Below are 15,907 nucleotides of genomic sequence, written 5' to 3'. Positions count from 1 at the left end.
TTTTTTGCCGATAATAAGTGCAGATTATGTGTAAATTTAAACTAAATTTGCGAAAAAGCTCTGCCCTGAGCCTTATTTTTTTTAATATTCTCTTAATTTCCGCTTTTTCTGAAGATGCAGTCTTAAATTTCGGCGGAAAATTGGGTTGGAATAATCTTGTCTATTCCCGCAATATAGAACAAAGAAACGGAAAATTCGGACTGCAATCTTTGGGTTTGACATCCGCTTCCCAACATATTACCGAAACTACGGATATGTACCTTAGCTTCGATTTTAAGGACACAATTGAAGAAACAGGAAATTATACTGTTGCGAATTCGTCAATTATTTATCTTGGTGCCGAAAGGGCGAAAATTGGAGAGGGTGCGGCTCTTTTTCATTATAATTCCAATAATGAAAGTTTGACATTAAAACCTTCAAAGACTTCTTTTTTTGCAGGAAGTAAAATTTTAAAATCCTTTACTATAGAATTTTGGCTATGCCCTCAGACAACGGAAAGCGGAAGCACGATTTTACGTTGGTGGACTTCCTTGGTTGACGGACGAAAAACAATGTATCAAAATATAGCGGCAAGTATTTTTAATAATAAGCTTGAATGGTCTTTTTTAAATATTTGGCAGGACAAAAACAATAAGGGACTGGATGTCCGGCTTTCTGGAAGATCAAATATCATTCCCGAAATTTGGAGTCATCACCTTATTACCTATGATGAAAATACGGGTCTTTTGGAATACAGAATGAACGGCAAATCCGAAGCCATTGTTTACATGACTGATACCGGAAGGGAAAGTAAGCAGGTGCTTTATTCGGCATTGGGTGCATCATCGGATGTACTGATCGGATTAAACTATTCCGGCTTACTTGATGAACTAAAGGTTACAAACTTTTTTTCTCAATTCGGAATGCCTTGGGAAATATCTTCCTTGTTTGAAAAGTATCCTCAAGACGGCGGCCGCATAGAAACCAATATAATCGACACCGGAGGAAATAAATCCCGGCCTCTTTTGTTAAAGGCTGCATATGAAACACCTGAACAAACTGATGTTGAATTTTTTATCAGGGCTGCCGACAGTCCTTTTAATTGGAACGGAAGCTATCCTGAATGGAAAAGTATTAAACCGAATGAGGCAATAAAAAATGTTGCCGGACTTTTTTTTCAAATTGCCTGTGATATTTATCCCGATGCGGAAGGTCTTAAATCCCCGCTGATTCATTCATTTTCTTTGGAGTATGAAAAAGATAACCTTCCTCTTCCTCCGTCAAAGGTGATTGCAAGAGCCGGGAACTCATCTGTTGAATTATCTTGGTCTCCTTCTATAGATACGGATGTAAAAGGATATCTGATTTATTTTGGAAATAAAAAGGGGGAATACTTCGGAGAAAATTCGCCCATTGATGTAGGAAATGTGACAAGCTATAAAATAGAAAATTTAAAAAACGGCAAACTATACTTTTTTGCGATAGCCGCTTATGATGAAGAGAACGGAGAGCATGCCGGGGATACATCAAAAGAGGCATGGGCTCGGCCTCTGCAAAGTAAAAAGGAAGGAAAAAATGCCGAGTAATTTGAACATAATAATTGAGCAGGCTAATTCAGCTATTTTATCTCGTGACTATGAATTTGCAGAAAAAATTTTATTAAATCAATTTAAAAAACAAAAAAATACACCTGACGAATATTATCAATTAAAAAGTCTTTTGGGAAAACTTTATGTCCGATCAGGCGACATGAAAAAAGGTTTGGATGTATACAAAGAATTAAATTCGCTCAAGCCTAATAATTTGGATATTTTAAATAACATGGGGGTTATCTACCGCCGGCTTAATATGTTTAATGAATCTGTAGTTATATTGGAAAAGGCAAGGGCTATAGATACTAAAAACGAAACAACTCTTTATAACCTAGGCAATACATATAAACAAAACGGCGATTATAAACATGCAATACAATGCTTTACCGATGTGCTGGATATGAAGCCTGATGATGCCCTTGCATATAACCACTTAGCAAGCGTATACTTTTTGTGCAAAGATTATCCTAAGGCTCTGGAAACTTATAAGATGGGTTTAAAAGTAGATCCAAATCATCCCTTTTTGAATTTTAATCTTGCAGAACTGTATAAGGAACAAAAGCTTTATAAAGAAGCTATTAATTCATATCAAACTGCCATAAAAACAAAGCCTAATTGGTATGAAGCCCTTACGGCTATTGCTGATTGTTATGTAGAAATGGGAGAATTCGAAAAAGCCATTGAAACATATAAAATGATTATAGAATCAACAAGTCAATCGGAAGAAAATTTTACAAAGCTAGCGAAGCTTTATGAAAAAATTCATGAAGATAAATATGCAGAAGATTTTTATAAAAAAGCCGTTTCTTTGAATGAAAGCTTTTTGCCTGCGGTACTCGGATATTCCGATATGCTTAAAGCTCAAAAAAGATATTTTGATGCTTATAATATTTTGATAAATAATAAAGAGAAACATCCTGATAATAAAGAGCTTTTGTTGAGCACGGCAGAAGTGTGTTTGATGCTTGAAGATTATGCAAAAGCAAAAGAAATATTAAATCATTTAAGTAAAGAAATTAAGGGAGATAAAGATGTTCTTAAAATGCAGGGCAAGCTTTATTCTGTTTTAGGGGACACTAAAAAAGCAGAGCTTATTTTTGAGCACTTACTGCAATTATCTCCAAGCGAAATAAATATGAGAGAGGAATTGGCTGATCTTTATTTTCATAACGATAAATATAAAGAAGCGGCTAATGAGCTTATCAAATATCTAAATGAAAAACCCCAAGAAATTCCCGCTAGGCTAAAACTAGGAAGGGCCTATGAACAAATGAAAATGTATGATTTGGCCAAGCATGAATATAACAAGATAATAAAAAATGATTCAAAAAACACTGAAGCCCTTGCGGCGATTTTGGAGCTTAACAAAAAGGAAGGAAATACTTTCGAGGCTGTTAGGCTTGCAAATGAAATTGTTGATATTCAAACCGATAAGGTAGAAAATGATGATATAGGCAGCTTATCTAAATCTGTGCAGCTATATGAAGATGCAGTTAGGTCATACGGAGATGACGGTATTCTTAATAAAAATCTTGATAAACTTAAACTTCCTCAAGAAGAGCTTGATATAAGCCCTGAATCGGATCTAAAAGATGTGGGAGACCTTAATTTTGAAGATGATGATGAAATAACTCTCAGCGAAAGCTTTGAGGATATGCCTGACTTGGAAATGCCTTTTGATGATTTGATGGAGTTGGCTGATGATGAAGTTTTTGACCGAGGAGAAGATGAAGACTCATTAGATAATTTGGTCTATGTTGATGCTCCGATTGACGATAGTCCGGATATTGGTGCCGAGTATGATCCCCTTGAACTCGGTAAGCCGGGGCCCAACAGAAACCGCAAAAACGATATACCTGAGGAAGAGTTTCAACTTCAAGATACTTCAGAAAAAGAAGATATGCCGGCAAAAGAAGCTGCATCTGTAAAAGATGCAGCTTCTGGAACAGATGCCGCTCCTCCTCAATCTCCGCCTTATCAGCCCCCAAATGAGCCGGCTCCGTATCAGCCTCAGCACCAATCCGGTTTACCTGAACCTGATTATCCCCAAGATATCAACTCTGAAGCAAAGTCCGGGAAACCCGTTTCAGCTGAACCTGATAGCCCTATTTTTGAAGATGACGAAATTGAAAGAACTGAAGAATTTGAAACAGAACCGGAATTTGTAAAAGAACCGGAAACAGGGTTAGGTTCGAAAGATAGCTCTAAGCCGGCGGCTGAAAGCCCCTTAGGCAGAAAACCTCCCCAAGCTTCTGATGTTCCGGCCTTTGATGAGATGGATCTAAGTGCTGAAGATGAAGATATGGATGAGACTGTCTTTGAAGACGACAATACTTTTGATGAAGCCGGTATTTTTGCTGAGGGTAATGATATTGAAGATGATGCTTTTTTGGATCCTGCTTTTTCTGCCCCGGACTCTCTTATTCCTTCTTCCTTTGATGATGATTTGGACACCTCTGAGACTATCGATGAAATTGTAAATGAAGCTTCTGAAAAACCTTCTTTTTCAATTTTGCCTCACGGCTTAAAAAAATCTCCTCAATTTGAAGAAGAGTTGGATATTATCGAAAGCTATGAAATAGTTAGACTCTTTGTCTATTTACGCGATTTATTGGATAATCTTCCTTCTGTCGAGCTGAAAGATTTTCTTATCAGTAATGAACGTATTCAAATGGAATATGTTATAAATAAGTTGTCCGGAGATGTAGGATTAAAACGCAGGATGATTCTCTTAAATGTAAGAGGCGCTTTGAAAAAAACAATAGAACCTAAAACTTCTGCCGATAAGACCTTAAAGGATGTTTTAGGTTATCTGCGGATAGTCGCATCTCAGCTTCCTGATAAGGGGTTCGCTTCTGCCTGTATAGGAAAAATCAATAAGCTGATAGAACAAATCGAATAAAATTTTGACAGCGCAAGAGCTGGACAAAAGGCCAAATATATATTATTCTTAACAGATAGGAGTTTAAATATGGAATTAAATAAATATATAGATCACACCCTTCTTAAACCGACAGCTTCAGAAAAGGATATAATTAAAATTTGTAACGAAGCAAAGGAATATCATTTTGCTTCCGTTTGTGTAAATCCTTGCAATGTTTCGTTAGTGAGCAAGGAGCTGAAAGATTCGGATGTAAAAGTGTGCAGCGTTATTTCTTTTCCTTTTGGAACTTCTTCAACAGAGGTAAAGGTAGAAGAAGCTAAAAAGGCAATCGAAGCCGGTGCTGAAGAGATAGACATGGTTATTAATGTCGGAAAGCTTTTGGAAGGAGATTTGGAGTATACTCAAAATGAGGTGAGCGCCGTTACAAAGGCTTGCCATGAAAAAAAAGCTCTTCTTAAAGTGATTGTAGAAACCTGCTATCTTGAAGAAAAAAACATCGCGGATATTTGTGCAATCATCGAAAAGGCCGGAGCGGATTTTATAAAAACCTCGACAGGCTACGGATCTCGCGGGGCCTCAGTTGAAGATATAAAACTGTTTAAAAAGTACTTAAAAAAAGATACGAAGATAAAGGCTTCGGGCGGAGTGCGTACCCGCGAAGATGCGGAAACCTACATCGGCTTGGGCTGTTCAAGAATAGGTGCAAGCAGCGGTATCGCAATAGTTACCGGCAAGTAAATTTTAAAAAGCTAATTTTAAACAGCGTACCTTTTATAATAAAAAAACCGGCCTCAAGCGAGCCGGTTTTTTTGTGTTCTTAAAATTTAGGCTCTTTCGCCCAGTTCTTTATCAAGAATCATAAGGCCTGCGTTGTTGTCTACATATTTGAATTTGTCTAAGATGGCCGAAACATTGGCTTCTTCTTCTACCTGCTCATTTATAAACCATGTCAAAAAGCTTTGAGTTTTATAATCTTTTTCGGCAAGGGCCAGCTCGTAAAGGCTTGTGATTGAAGCGGTTACGAATTTTTCATGTTCCAAAACCTTTTTGATTACATCTATAGGTTTTCCGTATTTGGTACTCTGGGCACCGATGGCTCCTAAAACCGGCTTTGCTCCAATTTCAAATAAATATCTGTATATTTTAAGAGCATGTTCCATTTCTTCTTTAGCTTGTTCCTGCATCCAATGGGCAAAACCCGGAAGAGCCTCTGCTTCAAAATGTACAGCCATTCCTAAATACAAATAAGCCGATTCCATTTCCTTGTTAATCTGCTCGTTTAAAGCCTTTGTAATTTTTTCGTTCATAATATTTACCGCCTTTTGTTTATATGCATAAATAAAAGATAACACTATTTTTGTCTACAGTCAAGTTAAAATTTATTCATTATGCGTACAAAAAAGGCAAGGGTGCGTTTAAACTCGTCCAGGCGTATTCTTTCATCATTGCCGTGAATCAAGCCTCTTTCTTCCTTTGTTAAGTGCATCGCAGAAAAACGGTATACCTTGTCCGAGATTCTTGAGTAATGGCGGGAATCCGAGCAGGCCATCATAAGATACGGCGTTACAAGAGCGTCTTCCCAAGTTTGCCTGATTGCATCGCTTAAAAGTTCAAATTCGGGGCAATCTATTTTTGAATAGCGGCTTGGTTCCTCATCATATTTTACCTCTATCTTTACGTCTTCATTTTTTATTACTCTTTTAAAATGAGAAACAATATTCTCTCTTCCGTCTTCGGCCAGATAGCGGATATTGATTCCTATGCTTGCCTTAGGCGGAATAACGTTAAAGGCATCGGAGCCGGACATCTTTGTTACGGCCGTTGTTGTGCGGAGCATTGCGTTTAATTCCCCGCCTGTTTTTTTGGTAAGCAGATTAAAAAGCGGGTAAAAAACTTTTAGGTTTGCAAAGACTAACCTCATCCCAAGGCCTGCATGACGGCCGAGGACATCGAACATGGCCGAAACGGGAGGCGTTACATGCATGGGGAGTGGATTGTTTTCTATGTTGCAAACAGTCTGAGAGAGCTCTCCTACTATTGTGTGCCGGGGAGGTGTTGAGGCGTGCCCGCCCTTACTTTCCATCGAAAGCTCCACATCCATCTGTCCCTTTTCTCCTATACCGATTACGGCAAACCTTTCTTTAATGCCGGGTAAGACACCTTCAACTACGGCCCCTCCTTCATCGAGAACGAAGTCTATTTTTATGTTTTCTTTTTTAAGCTCTTCGACTATTGCAGGACAGCTTGGGCCGTGCGGCTCCTCATCCCCCGAAAAGGAAAGATAAATATCGTGCTCGGGTACAAACCCCTTTGAAAGGAGATACTCGGCAGCTTCCATTACACCGCAGAGGGTGCACTTAGTGTCCAAGGTACCGCGCCCCCAAAGTACATTATCTATAATTTCTGCCCCGAAGGGATCCCGGCTCCAGCCTTCCCGATTTACGGGAACTACATCATAATGGGCCATAAAAACCGAAGCCTTTTCGGAGCTCTTTCCCTTCCAATGATAGAGAAGCCCCTTAGGCCCTAAGATTCGCCGCGGACAGGTTTTGGTTACCAGAGGGTAGGCCTCGTTAAGATAGTCTTGAAATTTTTTAAAAACGGCAGGGTCTTCAAGGCTTACATCGGCGTGAGACACTGTCGGAATCTTTATCATCCCCGCAAAACGGCTTATAGCCTTGTCAAAGTCCATATCGATATCTTCGATAATAATCTTATTTAGTTTTTTAGGTTTAAATGTAAGAGCCCTTAGCAGCAAACTTAAAGGAAACACAAGAAGCAAAAATAACAGGTAAAAATAATTCATAAGTTTCTCCCCTTTTATAGTCAGTATTATAGCATAAACTCAATGAAATGGCAAATGACGAAGTGGAAAGTGCGAGTGACGAAGTACGAAGTACGAATGGCGAAGAGCAAAGTGTGAATGTCGAAGTACAAAGGGCAATTCGGCCTTCGGCATTTTTCATTTCCCTATTGAATTCTTTCCCCTTATCCTGTACAATCAGCCTTAGATTATCAGACTATTATTAAAGCAAGGAGAATTGCATGGCTGTCATAAATGTTACAAGCGAAATAGGAAAACTAAAAAAGGTGCTCCTGCACCGTCCCGGAAAGGAACTTTTAAATCTTACTCCCGATAAACTTGACGAATTATTGTTCGATGATATTCCGTTTTTGAAAATGGCCCAAAAAGAGCATGATGCCTTTGCCGATATTTTATCTAAAAACGGAGTTCAGGTCGTATATCTTGAAGACCTGGCTGCTGAGGCTGTTTCTCAAAGTGCGGAAATCCGCGAAAAATTTATAAAGCAGTACATTAACGAAGCTGATGTATATTCCGAATATTATCAAAAAATGATCTATGATTTTCTTAATGCAATAAAGGATCCGAAAGAGCTTATCCTAAAAACAATGGAGGGGGTAAATGCAAACGAGATACCCTTTAAGAATACCCACTCTCTTGCCCACTATGTTTTGGACTCGGGCTCTATGCTTATAAATCCTATGCCTAACCTTTACTTTACCCGCGACCCCTTTGCATGTATAGGAAACGGAGTCAGCTTAAACAAGATGTACTCTGTAACCAGATGCCGCGAAACTATTTACGGTGAATATATCTTTGAGCATCATCCGGAATATGCAGGAAAAGTAAAAAAATTCTATAACCGCTACGATGCCCCCAGCATTGAAGGCGGAGACATCTTAAATATCGGGAAAGAAGTGCTGGCTATCGGCCTTTCTCAGCGTACATCTGCAAATGCCATAGACTCTATCGCAAACAATATTTTTGATGATGAGTCTTCTCCCATAAAGACCATCCTTGCCTTTCAGATTCCGGCAATAAGAGCCTTTATGCACTTGGATACGGTATTTACTCAGATAGACTTTGATAAGTTCACCATCCACCCCGGAATCCTTGGCCCCTTAAGAGTTTTTGAAATTACTAAAGGAGCAAAAAAGGGTGAGCTCAATGTAAAGCAGATTGATTCTACCTTAGAAAAGGTGCTTGAAAAATATACCGGTGCCGGAAAAATTGAGCTCATCCAATGTGCAGGCGGAGACAAGATTGCAGCCGAGCGCGAACAGTGGAACGATGGCTCCAACACCCTCTGCATAAGCCCCGGTACAATAGTCGTCTATGAAAGAAACGATGTTACAAACGAAATCTTAAACAAGAAGGGCTTAAAAGTCCTCGAAATGCCCTGCGGCGAACTTTCCCGCGGCCGAGGCGGCCCCCGCTGTATGAGTATGCCCTTGTTGAGAGATGATATACGCTAGCTTTATATAAAGATTAAAACTTATGGTCTATACCGCTTTGCTTCATAATGGCATTAGCGGTATGCCGTGATTTTATTTTTGAGTCAACAGTAAAACGGCAATCGCTTATCGGACTATACCAAATGTCATGGTCACCCTTGCCGTGTCTTACAAAACTGCATCCGTTTTTACGCAAGATTTCTCTCACAATTTTTTCATACTGAGCCATTACGCGTACATCCGTTCGGATTTTTCGGCACAAAAGTGCAATGTGGTTTGATCATGGGGAAGCTGATTATTTTCTTGGAGGAGCTCAGGCACGGCATATCGTACCCTCTCCATGAGGGCATCGATCGAACCGCTTTCAAGCACAAGCCCTCTCACATCATCACTTGTTGCTATCCATACTCCGGCTTCGTTATCCCAGTTTATTTTAATGACATATTCCATAACTATAAGTTTATCATAGGCCGGATATTTTTACAAGTATAAACATTTTACGGTAAATATTCGGGTAAGATATTTTTTAGGGAATTAAAAAGGTTTATTTTTAATTTGTAAGAGCCGCCGGTCAGCCTGTCAAGTCTTGAGCGGGCTGTTTTTCGGGCGGAGTTTTCTTGAAAATTGCAGGTACAGGTAGAGCAGATATAGCCGGCCTGGTCCGCATGGCGGATAATCATGGGGAGGTCTGCAAGACAGAGGGGCCTTATCATGGTAACCGGATATTTTTCGAATTTTAAGACAGGGGGCATTGTAGATAAAATTCCCTTTTCCAAAGAATTCATCAAAAGGGTTTCCAAAATATCGTCCAGATGATGGCCCAAGGCTATCTTATTAAAGCCGGCCTCCATGGCAAATTTATTCAGCTCGGTACGCCTTTGGGTCGAGCACCACCAGCAATTCATCTTTTCGTTGGGTTTTAATCTTCCCAAAACCGAAACGGTTTTTACGGTGAGCGGAATGTTCCAGTTTTCAAACATTTTTATAAGCTCAGAGGAAAACGGCGGAGCTACATCGGTTGCAATGTGCATAGCGTGAACTTCAAATCTAGGAGAGGGCCGTTTTAAGCGCATCGAAAAATATTCGGCCAAGGCTGTAGAGTCCTTTCCGCCCGAAGCAGCAAGCAAAATACGATCTCCTTCTTCTATCATCGTGTAATCAAAAACAGCCCTGTCGATTGTTCTAAAAAGTTTGGGATTTGCCATGAGATTGAGAATAATCTTTTTTTTAAAAAAAGACAATGGCTTTTGGGTTAATAAGTTTCTTGCCGATAATGAAAGAGAGGTGTTGTATGAATTTTAATGTGGATATAAAGAATTTGGAAGATATGGGCGAAGGCGAATTAAAACTTGAGCTTAAAAAGCTTTTTGATGAGATCTACGGTGCTTCACCCGAAGAAGGAATTTTAATAGCCTCTCCTGTCAGTTTGACCCTCATGGGGGAAGAGCTGGATTATAACGGCGGAAATGTTTTAAACTTATGCTTCAATAAGTCTATTTATTTTTTTATTAAAAAAAATAATACGGATAAAATTTCTTTTACGGATCTGTTGCTGAACAAAAAATTTGAAGGCCTTATAAGCGGACAAGCAGAAAAAAATCAAAAGCCGGACATCGTGCAAGAAGAAGGTTCAGCAAATTTAATATTCGATATCATTCTTTTGACTGTACAAAAAATTAATAAGCATTTTGAAAATCCTTTGAGCGGATTTGACATCTTAGTTTTCGATAAGGTTCGCTTTAAGACAAGGCAGACCTCATTACCGGCCTTTGAAGCAGGTTTTTGCACAGGCCTTTTATCCTTGTTTAAGCTTAAAGAAAATTTTAAAACTATAGCCTCTTTGTGTCTGGAAGCTGAACATGAGGTCTTAAACACAAAGAGGGGACTGTCAAATCAGATATCGTCTTTTTCGGCAAAACAAGAGACTATTAACTTGTTTGACTCTAGGGATCTTTCTTTTTTAAGTCTTCCATTAAATTTAGGAGAATACGGAATCGTACTAATCGGTACCCGCTCAAACAGGGAAGCTTATAGGGCATCCTCCAATATCCGCTACATGGAGTGTGAAGAGGGTTTGCATATTTTGCAAAAAAAATTGGACTTGGATCACCTTTGCGAAATAACCGAGGCAGATTATACTTACTATAAACCGAGCTTTTTTGATAAGACGATATTGCGGAGAGTAAAGCATTGCATTACCGAAAACGCAAGAGTATCTAAGGCTGTAAAAGCCCTAAAAAACGGCGACATGGATCTTTTGGGAAAACTTCTTTGCGAATCCCATATTTCGATGAGGGATGATTTTGAGCTGATGAGCACCGAACAAAACATTCTTTTTGAAACCGCCATTATTCAAAGCGGCTGCCGAGGAGCAAAGTTGATCGGAAATACTGAGGGCTGCTTTATTCTTGCCTTGGTAAAAAAAGAGACGATGGACGAATTCTATCTTGAGGTACATAAAAGGTATTTTGAAAAAACCGGGGATAGTCCCGAATTCTTTGAATTTAAAAGCTCCGGCGGAGTCCGCATCTTATAAAATGAAAAAAGGTGTTTAGTGAGTCTAAGAGCTCATTAAACACCTTTTTTTTAACATTGAATAAAGCGGTTTAAACGCCTCTTTCGCTCATTATAACTTTTATTTCTTCTTCGTTGATTCCTACCATAGCAGAGCCTAAGTTTTCTGAAACCTCTGCTAAGATTGCAGGATTATCGTAATTCTTTACGGCTTTTACAATGGCTGCTGCTCTTTTTGCAGGATCTCCCGATTTAAAAATTCCGCTTCCGACAAAAACGCCGTCAGCACCGAGGTGAACCATCAAAGCTGCATCTGCGGGAGTTGCAACTCCGCCTGCCGAAAAGTTAGGAACGGGGAGCTTACCGTGCTTATGTACATATTCTACAAGGGCATAGGGAACTTGGAAATTCTTAGCCGCAACATAGAGTTCATCTTCTCTTAAAGTTGTCAGCTGCCTCATCTCGCTTTGAATTTGGCGCATGTGCTTTACAGCCTGAATAACGTCTCCGGTCCCGGCCTCACCCTTTGTGCGGATCATCTTTGCTCCTTCTTGAATTCTTCGCAAGGCTTCTCCCAAATTGCGGGCACCGCAGACAAAGGGTACCTTAAATTTGTTTTTATCTACATGATAAACCTCGTCTGCCGGAGATAGAACTTCGGATTCATCAATAAAATCGATACCGATAGCTTCCAAAATTGAAGCTTCTACAAAGTGACCGATTCTGACCTTTGCCATAACAGGAATTTTTACAGCCTTTATGATTTCTTTGATCATCTTAGGATCGCTCATTCTTGAGACCCCTCCTGCCGCCCGTATATCGGCGGGAATTCTTTCGAGGGCCATGACTGCAACGGCTCCTGCATCTTCTGCAATCTTTGCCTGTTCGGGGTTGGTTACGTCCATAATGACGCCGCCCCTTAGCTTATCTAAAATATCCACAAAAACCTCCATAAATGTTTTAGGACGGTGTCAATTATACTGCAAAGCACAGATAAGTTAAAGGGGGCTCAGTTTTAATAACCTTGTAATTTATAAGATGCAACAGCCTTTTTCTTTAGGTTGACATTTTTTCTCATCTTTTGTATAGTTTTAGTCGATGCTTTACCTTAGGAGCCGATCTATGAAAAAATTCTTATCGACACTTTTTTTTATTTTTATACTTATGACTTATTTATCTTCGCAAGATTACTATACGGATGAATTTAAGGATTTTACCTTTGAGATGCCGGACGGTTGGGAAACAATGACTTATCCCGGGCTGAAGTATAAGATAATATACGGAGAATCGGCAAACGGTCAAAATCAAAATATGATTTTTATTTCTGAAGAGGTTTCAGGTTCAATGGATGATGTCGCTAATGAATATTTATCCGATCAAAAAAATCCTGATGACCCGGCCTCCGATTCTACAGTAATAACACAAGAAAAATTTGAAAGTAATTATAATTTGGAATGCCGAAAACTTATAATGGAATTTCATGAAGCGAAAGATTCTGTAAAACATTATTTTTATTTGTTTAAGCATAACAATATTCTTTATATATGTGCTGCTACCTTATCTAATGATGTTGAGCCTGAAATTTTGGAAATGCTCGATGCATCTATGAAAACATTTCAGGTTCTTGATAAAAAAGAAGAAGAGTAATTTAGTTTTATCTCATGGGAAAAAAAACAAACAAGGCTAAACTTCTTTTTATTCTCTTTATAATTATACTTTGGATAGTTGCAATTTTTAAACTATATCCGATAATAAAAGAATTTAAAGAAGGAAAATCAGACTCAAGTAAACATGATGTAAATATAAAGGCAAAACCTAAAAAAGAAAATTCAAAAGAAGAAATTTTTTTTAAAAAATATGCTGAAAGTTTATATTCAACCTATTATGATATTCTAAATGTTTCCGTTTACGATTATATACCTGATGATGAAGACTATGGTTCAAATGAAAAATTCTATTTTGTTTCGATAGAAAAAAAATTGAAGTTTAATTCGGTTTATCAACTGCCATTTGTTGCAGGCATGAAAAAAGCTGTTGAAAATTTTAAAGACAGTAAAAATGCCTTACGCCAATACAACAAAAGAACTACGGAATTAAAAAAGTATATAGGTAAAAAACAAATTGAAAACAATATTTTTAAAATAACATTTACCGAAAAAAACAATTTTGAAAATATAAAAATTGAAATAGCAACCTATCATACAAAAATAGACGCTTTTTCTTTAAGGTCTCCGGACTCTGAGGTGCTTATGCAAAACGGTTTTGATTTTATAAAGTATCATGTTAAAACAAATTCAAAAAAGGTTGATTACAATAATGCGGCTGCCGTCGGCTATTCAAATAAATATACATCCAATCCTTTAAATCTGTCAAGCGATATATCCGTTTGGAATCCTGAGTACAAAATATATGACAATGATTGTGCAAATTTTGTTTCTCAATGTATCTATGCCGGCGGAATTTCGCCGACGGCTGCTTGGTATCCTGAAAGCCTTATTTGGATCAGAACAGGGAGTCCGCGATATGAAAATAGCGGCGTAACAACCTATATGCAGAAGAATAATTTATTTTATGCAACAAATTATTCTGCTGCAAGTGAGGGCGGTTTTATCTGTCTTACAAAAGAATCTCATGTCGTTTTTATAACATCCAATGACAGTATCACCATCTTATTTAACGGGCATACAAATGACCGCAAGCAAGTTTCCTTCCCTCACTTAAACAACTCTGAGGCTATTTATTTAAGTCCGAATAACTAGGCTTAGTCTATCTTGAATTTATTTACTTCTTCGGATAAGGCATCAATGCGGTATTTGTTTTGCTTGGTTATTTCATTTACTTCTTGTACTGCATTGTTTATTTGAACTGAGCCTAAAACCATTTCGTTCATGCTGTCTGTGATTATTCTGGTTAGGCTGTCAAGTCTGTTCATCTCTTCTGCAACCTGTTCTCCGCCTGTAAACATATCCTCAGAGCTTCCCTTTACGGATTCTGTTATTTCATTTATATTTTTTATTGCAGCCAGAACCTCCCGGCTTCCTGCTTCTTGTTCCTGCATGGCGGCTAATATCATATCCTCTTGTTGTGCGATTTCTTTTACAAGATCATAAACTTGTGCAAAGGCTTTTTCTGCTCCGGCTCCTGCAATCGTTAAATTTTCAATTATGCGGGTTGATTCCTTTATAACCTCACCGATTTGCTTTCCCTGCATGTTCGATTCTTCGGCGAGTTTTCGAATTTCATCGGCAACTACTGCAAAACCCTTACCGCTTTCTCCTGCGTGGGCTGCTTCAATAGCCGCATTCATAGCCAAAAGGTTTGTTTGGCTTGCTATGTTTTGGATGATTTGACTTGCTTCAAGAAGAGAGGCAGACTGTTCTGCCATTTGCGCTACTACAGCATTTGCTCCGGCCGCTCCTTCTTTTCCTTTTTTTGTTTGTTCGTATACGGTTTTTATCAGGGTATTATTTTTCCCCAAAGTAGTTGCAACTGAGGCAATGTTTGCCGTCATCTCTTCAACTGCAGAAGAGGATTGAGCGATATGTCTTGCCTGAGTTTCAATATTCTCGTTTAAACGTTGGATAGAGTTTATTATATTATCTATAGTTTCTGCCGTTTTGTTTACGCTTGAGGCTTGATTCAAGGTTTGCTGCTTTACGCCTTCAATATTGGCACTTATTTCATTTATTGAACTGGCTGTTTGGGCCATGTTTGTTGCAAGCTCTTCTCCGATCGACTGCATTTCGCGGGTATTGTATGAAACTGATTTAAGTGAAAATGCTATTTTTTCGATTGTTTGGTTAAAGTAAAGAGCTATATCGCTTATTTCATCTTTTCCGCTTACCGGTAAAGAAACTCTTAGATCGCCGTCTCCTTCTGCTATATTTCTTAGAGCTGTAGATGTCTTTTCAAGAGGCTTACTTATACGTCCTACAAGAATAGCCGCAGCAATCAGTAAGGTTAAAAGACAAGCACTGAATACCCATAAAGATATAATAAAGACTTTTTGAGTTTCATTTTCAAATTGCTCTGCAAAAATCTGCTTATCTCTGTCTATTGTATCTATATAGCAGCCTGTACCTATCCACATATCGGTATTTTTAATTCTCATTGCTGTCCCAAGCTTGGGAAAAACTTCTCCGGCCGGGGCATCCGGCTTTGACCAATAGAATTCTAAAAATACGGTATTATTTTTAGCTACTGCATCCAGCTCACGCACAATGTACTGAGTTTTTTGCGGATTTTGTAAATCCCATAGGCTGGTTCCTTCCAAATTTTTATTGGAACCGTGAATTCTGCATAGACCCGTTCCGTTTTGATAGGCATAATAATATCCGTCTGTCCCGAATCTTAAATTTCTAACAATTTCTGCCGAAAGGGCAAGTTTTTCTTCTTCGCCGATATCCGTTCGGGCATAAATGCCTTCTATCAAATTGACTGCGATTTCTGTGGCAGACTTCATTTCCTGCTTAAATTTGTCATACAAAAGCTGAGTTTCAACCTTTTCAAAAAACATATTGTAAGATTTTTTGGACAAGTTTAATATGATGACTATGGTTACAAGCATAAAAAGAGCTATGCAAAACAAGGGTACAAATATTTTAAAAGCAACCTTATTAACGATTGTTTTTTTTGTGGGGGCATTTTGATTTTTCATACAAAATACTTTACTACTTTTTGT

The 15,907-nt window shown here is 38.5% G+C and carries 14 protein-coding genes; 7 read left to right on the top strand and 7 right to left on the bottom strand.

All coding sequences use genetic code 11. The annotated features are described in order from the left end of the window. Window positions 1-17 precede the first annotated feature (17 nt). The 3 genes from E4O07_RS11200 (at window position 18) to deoC (ending at window position 5,193) form a co-directional block, all read left to right on the top strand. A complete protein-coding gene (locus E4O07_RS11200; RefSeq protein ID WP_253685819.1) occupies window positions 18-1,565 on the top strand; it encodes a fibronectin type III domain-containing protein in 1,548 nt (515 codons plus the stop codon). Beyond that, window positions 1,555-4,473 (top strand): tetratricopeptide repeat protein, encoded by a 2,919-nt coding sequence (locus E4O07_RS11195; RefSeq protein ID WP_253685817.1) that lies wholly within the window; start codon window positions 1,555-1,557, stop codon window positions 4,471-4,473. The genes E4O07_RS11200 and E4O07_RS11195 overlap by 11 nt, the downstream gene beginning before the upstream one ends. 69 nt (window positions 4,474-4,542) lie before the next feature. After that, entirely contained in the window at window positions 4,543-5,193 is a 651-nt protein-coding gene (gene deoC, locus E4O07_RS11190) for a deoxyribose-phosphate aldolase (protein WP_253685815.1), read from the top strand. 86 nt (window positions 5,194-5,279) lie between these two features. On the opposite strand, the gene E4O07_RS11185 is transcribed toward deoC, so the two are convergent. Beyond that, complete coding sequence (locus tag E4O07_RS11185; RefSeq protein WP_253685813.1) at window positions 5,280-5,762, bottom strand: ferritin; 483 nt, start codon at window positions 5,760-5,762, stop codon at window positions 5,280-5,282. Window positions 5,763-5,827: 65 nt separating this feature from the next. Next, entirely contained in the window at window positions 5,828-7,261 is a 1,434-nt protein-coding gene (locus E4O07_RS11180; protein ID WP_253685811.1) for a M20 family peptidase, read from the bottom strand. A gap of 239 nt (window positions 7,262-7,500) precedes the next feature. Here E4O07_RS11180 and arcA point away from each other — a divergent pair, with 239 nt between their 5' ends. Continuing rightward, window positions 7,501-8,733 carry an arginine deiminase gene (gene arcA, locus E4O07_RS11175; RefSeq protein WP_253685809.1) on the top strand — a complete coding sequence of 411 codons (1,233 nt, stop codon included), beginning with the start codon at window positions 7,501-7,503 and terminating at the stop codon, window positions 8,731-8,733. Window positions 8,734-8,746: 13 nt separating this feature from the next. Here arcA and E4O07_RS11170 read toward each other — a convergent pair whose 3' ends face one another. The 3 genes from E4O07_RS11170 to E4O07_RS11160 are packed head-to-tail and all read right to left on the bottom strand — an operon-like array spanning window position 8,747 to window position 9,917. After that, window positions 8,747-8,941: a type II toxin-antitoxin system HicA family toxin gene (locus E4O07_RS11170; protein ID WP_253677539.1), complete on the bottom strand. Its 195-nt coding sequence runs from the start codon at window positions 8,939-8,941 to the stop codon at window positions 8,747-8,749. Then, the gene (locus E4O07_RS11165) at window positions 8,941-9,162 is read right to left on the bottom strand and encodes a DUF1902 domain-containing protein (RefSeq protein WP_253677538.1); all 222 of its coding nucleotides are present in this window, start codon (window positions 9,160-9,162) and stop codon (window positions 8,941-8,943) included. Before E4O07_RS11165 ends, E4O07_RS11170 begins: the two co-directional genes overlap by 1 nt. 47 nt (window positions 9,163-9,209) lie before the next feature. Beyond that, a complete protein-coding gene (locus tag E4O07_RS11160; RefSeq protein WP_253685807.1) occupies window positions 9,210-9,917 on the bottom strand; it encodes a tRNA 2-thiocytidine biosynthesis TtcA family protein in 708 nt (235 codons plus the stop codon). 86 nt (window positions 9,918-10,003) lie between these two features. On the opposite strand from E4O07_RS11160, the gene E4O07_RS11155 reads away from it, so the two are divergent. Further along, entirely contained in the window at window positions 10,004-11,248 is a 1,245-nt protein-coding gene (locus tag E4O07_RS11155; protein ID WP_253685805.1) for a galactokinase, read from the top strand. 70 nt (window positions 11,249-11,318) lie between these two features. Here the strand turns inward: E4O07_RS11155 and pdxS are convergent, their stop codons facing one another. After that, window positions 11,319-12,179 (bottom strand): pyridoxal 5'-phosphate synthase lyase subunit PdxS, encoded by an 861-nt coding sequence (gene pdxS, locus E4O07_RS11150; protein ID WP_253677535.1) that lies wholly within the window; start codon window positions 12,177-12,179, stop codon window positions 11,319-11,321. A gap of 169 nt (window positions 12,180-12,348) precedes the next feature. On the opposite strand from pdxS, the gene E4O07_RS11145 reads away from it, so the two are divergent. Then, entirely contained in the window at window positions 12,349-12,873 is a 525-nt protein-coding gene (locus E4O07_RS11145) for a PsbP-related protein (protein WP_253685803.1), read from the top strand. A 14-nt stretch (window positions 12,874-12,887) separates the two neighbouring features. Beyond that, window positions 12,888-13,985 (top strand): amidase domain-containing protein, encoded by a 1,098-nt coding sequence (locus tag E4O07_RS11140; RefSeq protein ID WP_253685801.1) that lies wholly within the window; start codon window positions 12,888-12,890, stop codon window positions 13,983-13,985. A 2-nt stretch (window positions 13,986-13,987) separates the two neighbouring features. On the opposite strand, the gene E4O07_RS11135 is transcribed toward E4O07_RS11140, so the two are convergent. After that, window positions 13,988-15,883: a methyl-accepting chemotaxis protein gene (locus E4O07_RS11135; RefSeq protein ID WP_253685799.1), complete on the bottom strand. Its 1,896-nt coding sequence runs from the start codon at window positions 15,881-15,883 to the stop codon at window positions 13,988-13,990. Window positions 15,884-15,907 lie beyond the last annotated feature (24 nt).

It is taken from the genome of Treponema sp. OMZ 798 (assembly GCF_024181385.1).
Classification (GTDB): Bacteria; Spirochaetota; Spirochaetia; order Treponematales; family Treponemataceae; genus Treponema_B.
The sequence above is the reverse complement of the archived record's forward strand: the minus strand, read 5'-3'. Positions and strand labels throughout refer to the sequence as shown.

Excerpts from the sequence above, each read along its gene's own strand:
- E4O07_RS11195 (WP_253685817.1), top strand. The coding sequence starts at position 1,555 with ATGCCGAGTAATTTGAACATAATAATTGAGCAGGCTAATTCAGCTATT.
- deoC (WP_253685815.1), top strand. The coding sequence starts at position 4,543 with ATGGAATTAAATAAATATATAGATCACACCCTTCTTAAACCGACAGCT.
- E4O07_RS11185 (WP_253685813.1), bottom strand. The coding sequence starts at position 5,762 with ATGAACGAAAAAATTACAAAGGCTTTAAACGAGCAGATTAACAAGGAA.
- E4O07_RS11180 (WP_253685811.1), bottom strand. The coding sequence starts at position 7,261 with ATGAATTATTTTTACCTGTTATTTTTGCTTCTTGTGTTTCCTTTAAGT.
- arcA (WP_253685809.1), top strand. The coding sequence starts at position 7,501 with ATGGCTGTCATAAATGTTACAAGCGAAATAGGAAAACTAAAAAAGGTG.
- E4O07_RS11170 (WP_253677539.1), bottom strand. The coding sequence starts at position 8,941 with ATGGCTCAGTATGAAAAAATTGTGAGAGAAATCTTGCGTAAAAACGGA.
- E4O07_RS11165 (WP_253677538.1), bottom strand. The coding sequence starts at position 9,162 with ATGGAATATGTCATTAAAATAAACTGGGATAACGAAGCCGGAGTATGG.
- E4O07_RS11160 (WP_253685807.1), bottom strand. The coding sequence starts at position 9,917 with ATGGCAAATCCCAAACTTTTTAGAACAATCGACAGGGCTGTTTTTGAT.
- E4O07_RS11155 (WP_253685805.1), top strand. The coding sequence starts at position 10,004 with ATGAATTTTAATGTGGATATAAAGAATTTGGAAGATATGGGCGAAGGC.
- pdxS (WP_253677535.1), bottom strand. The coding sequence starts at position 12,179 with ATGGAGGTTTTTGTGGATATTTTAGATAAGCTAAGGGGCGGCGTCATT.
- E4O07_RS11145 (WP_253685803.1), top strand. The coding sequence starts at position 12,349 with ATGAAAAAATTCTTATCGACACTTTTTTTTATTTTTATACTTATGACT.
- E4O07_RS11140 (WP_253685801.1), top strand. The coding sequence starts at position 12,888 with ATGGGAAAAAAAACAAACAAGGCTAAACTTCTTTTTATTCTCTTTATA.
- E4O07_RS11135 (WP_253685799.1), bottom strand. The coding sequence starts at position 15,883 with ATGAAAAATCAAAATGCCCCCACAAAAAAAACAATCGTTAATAAGGTT.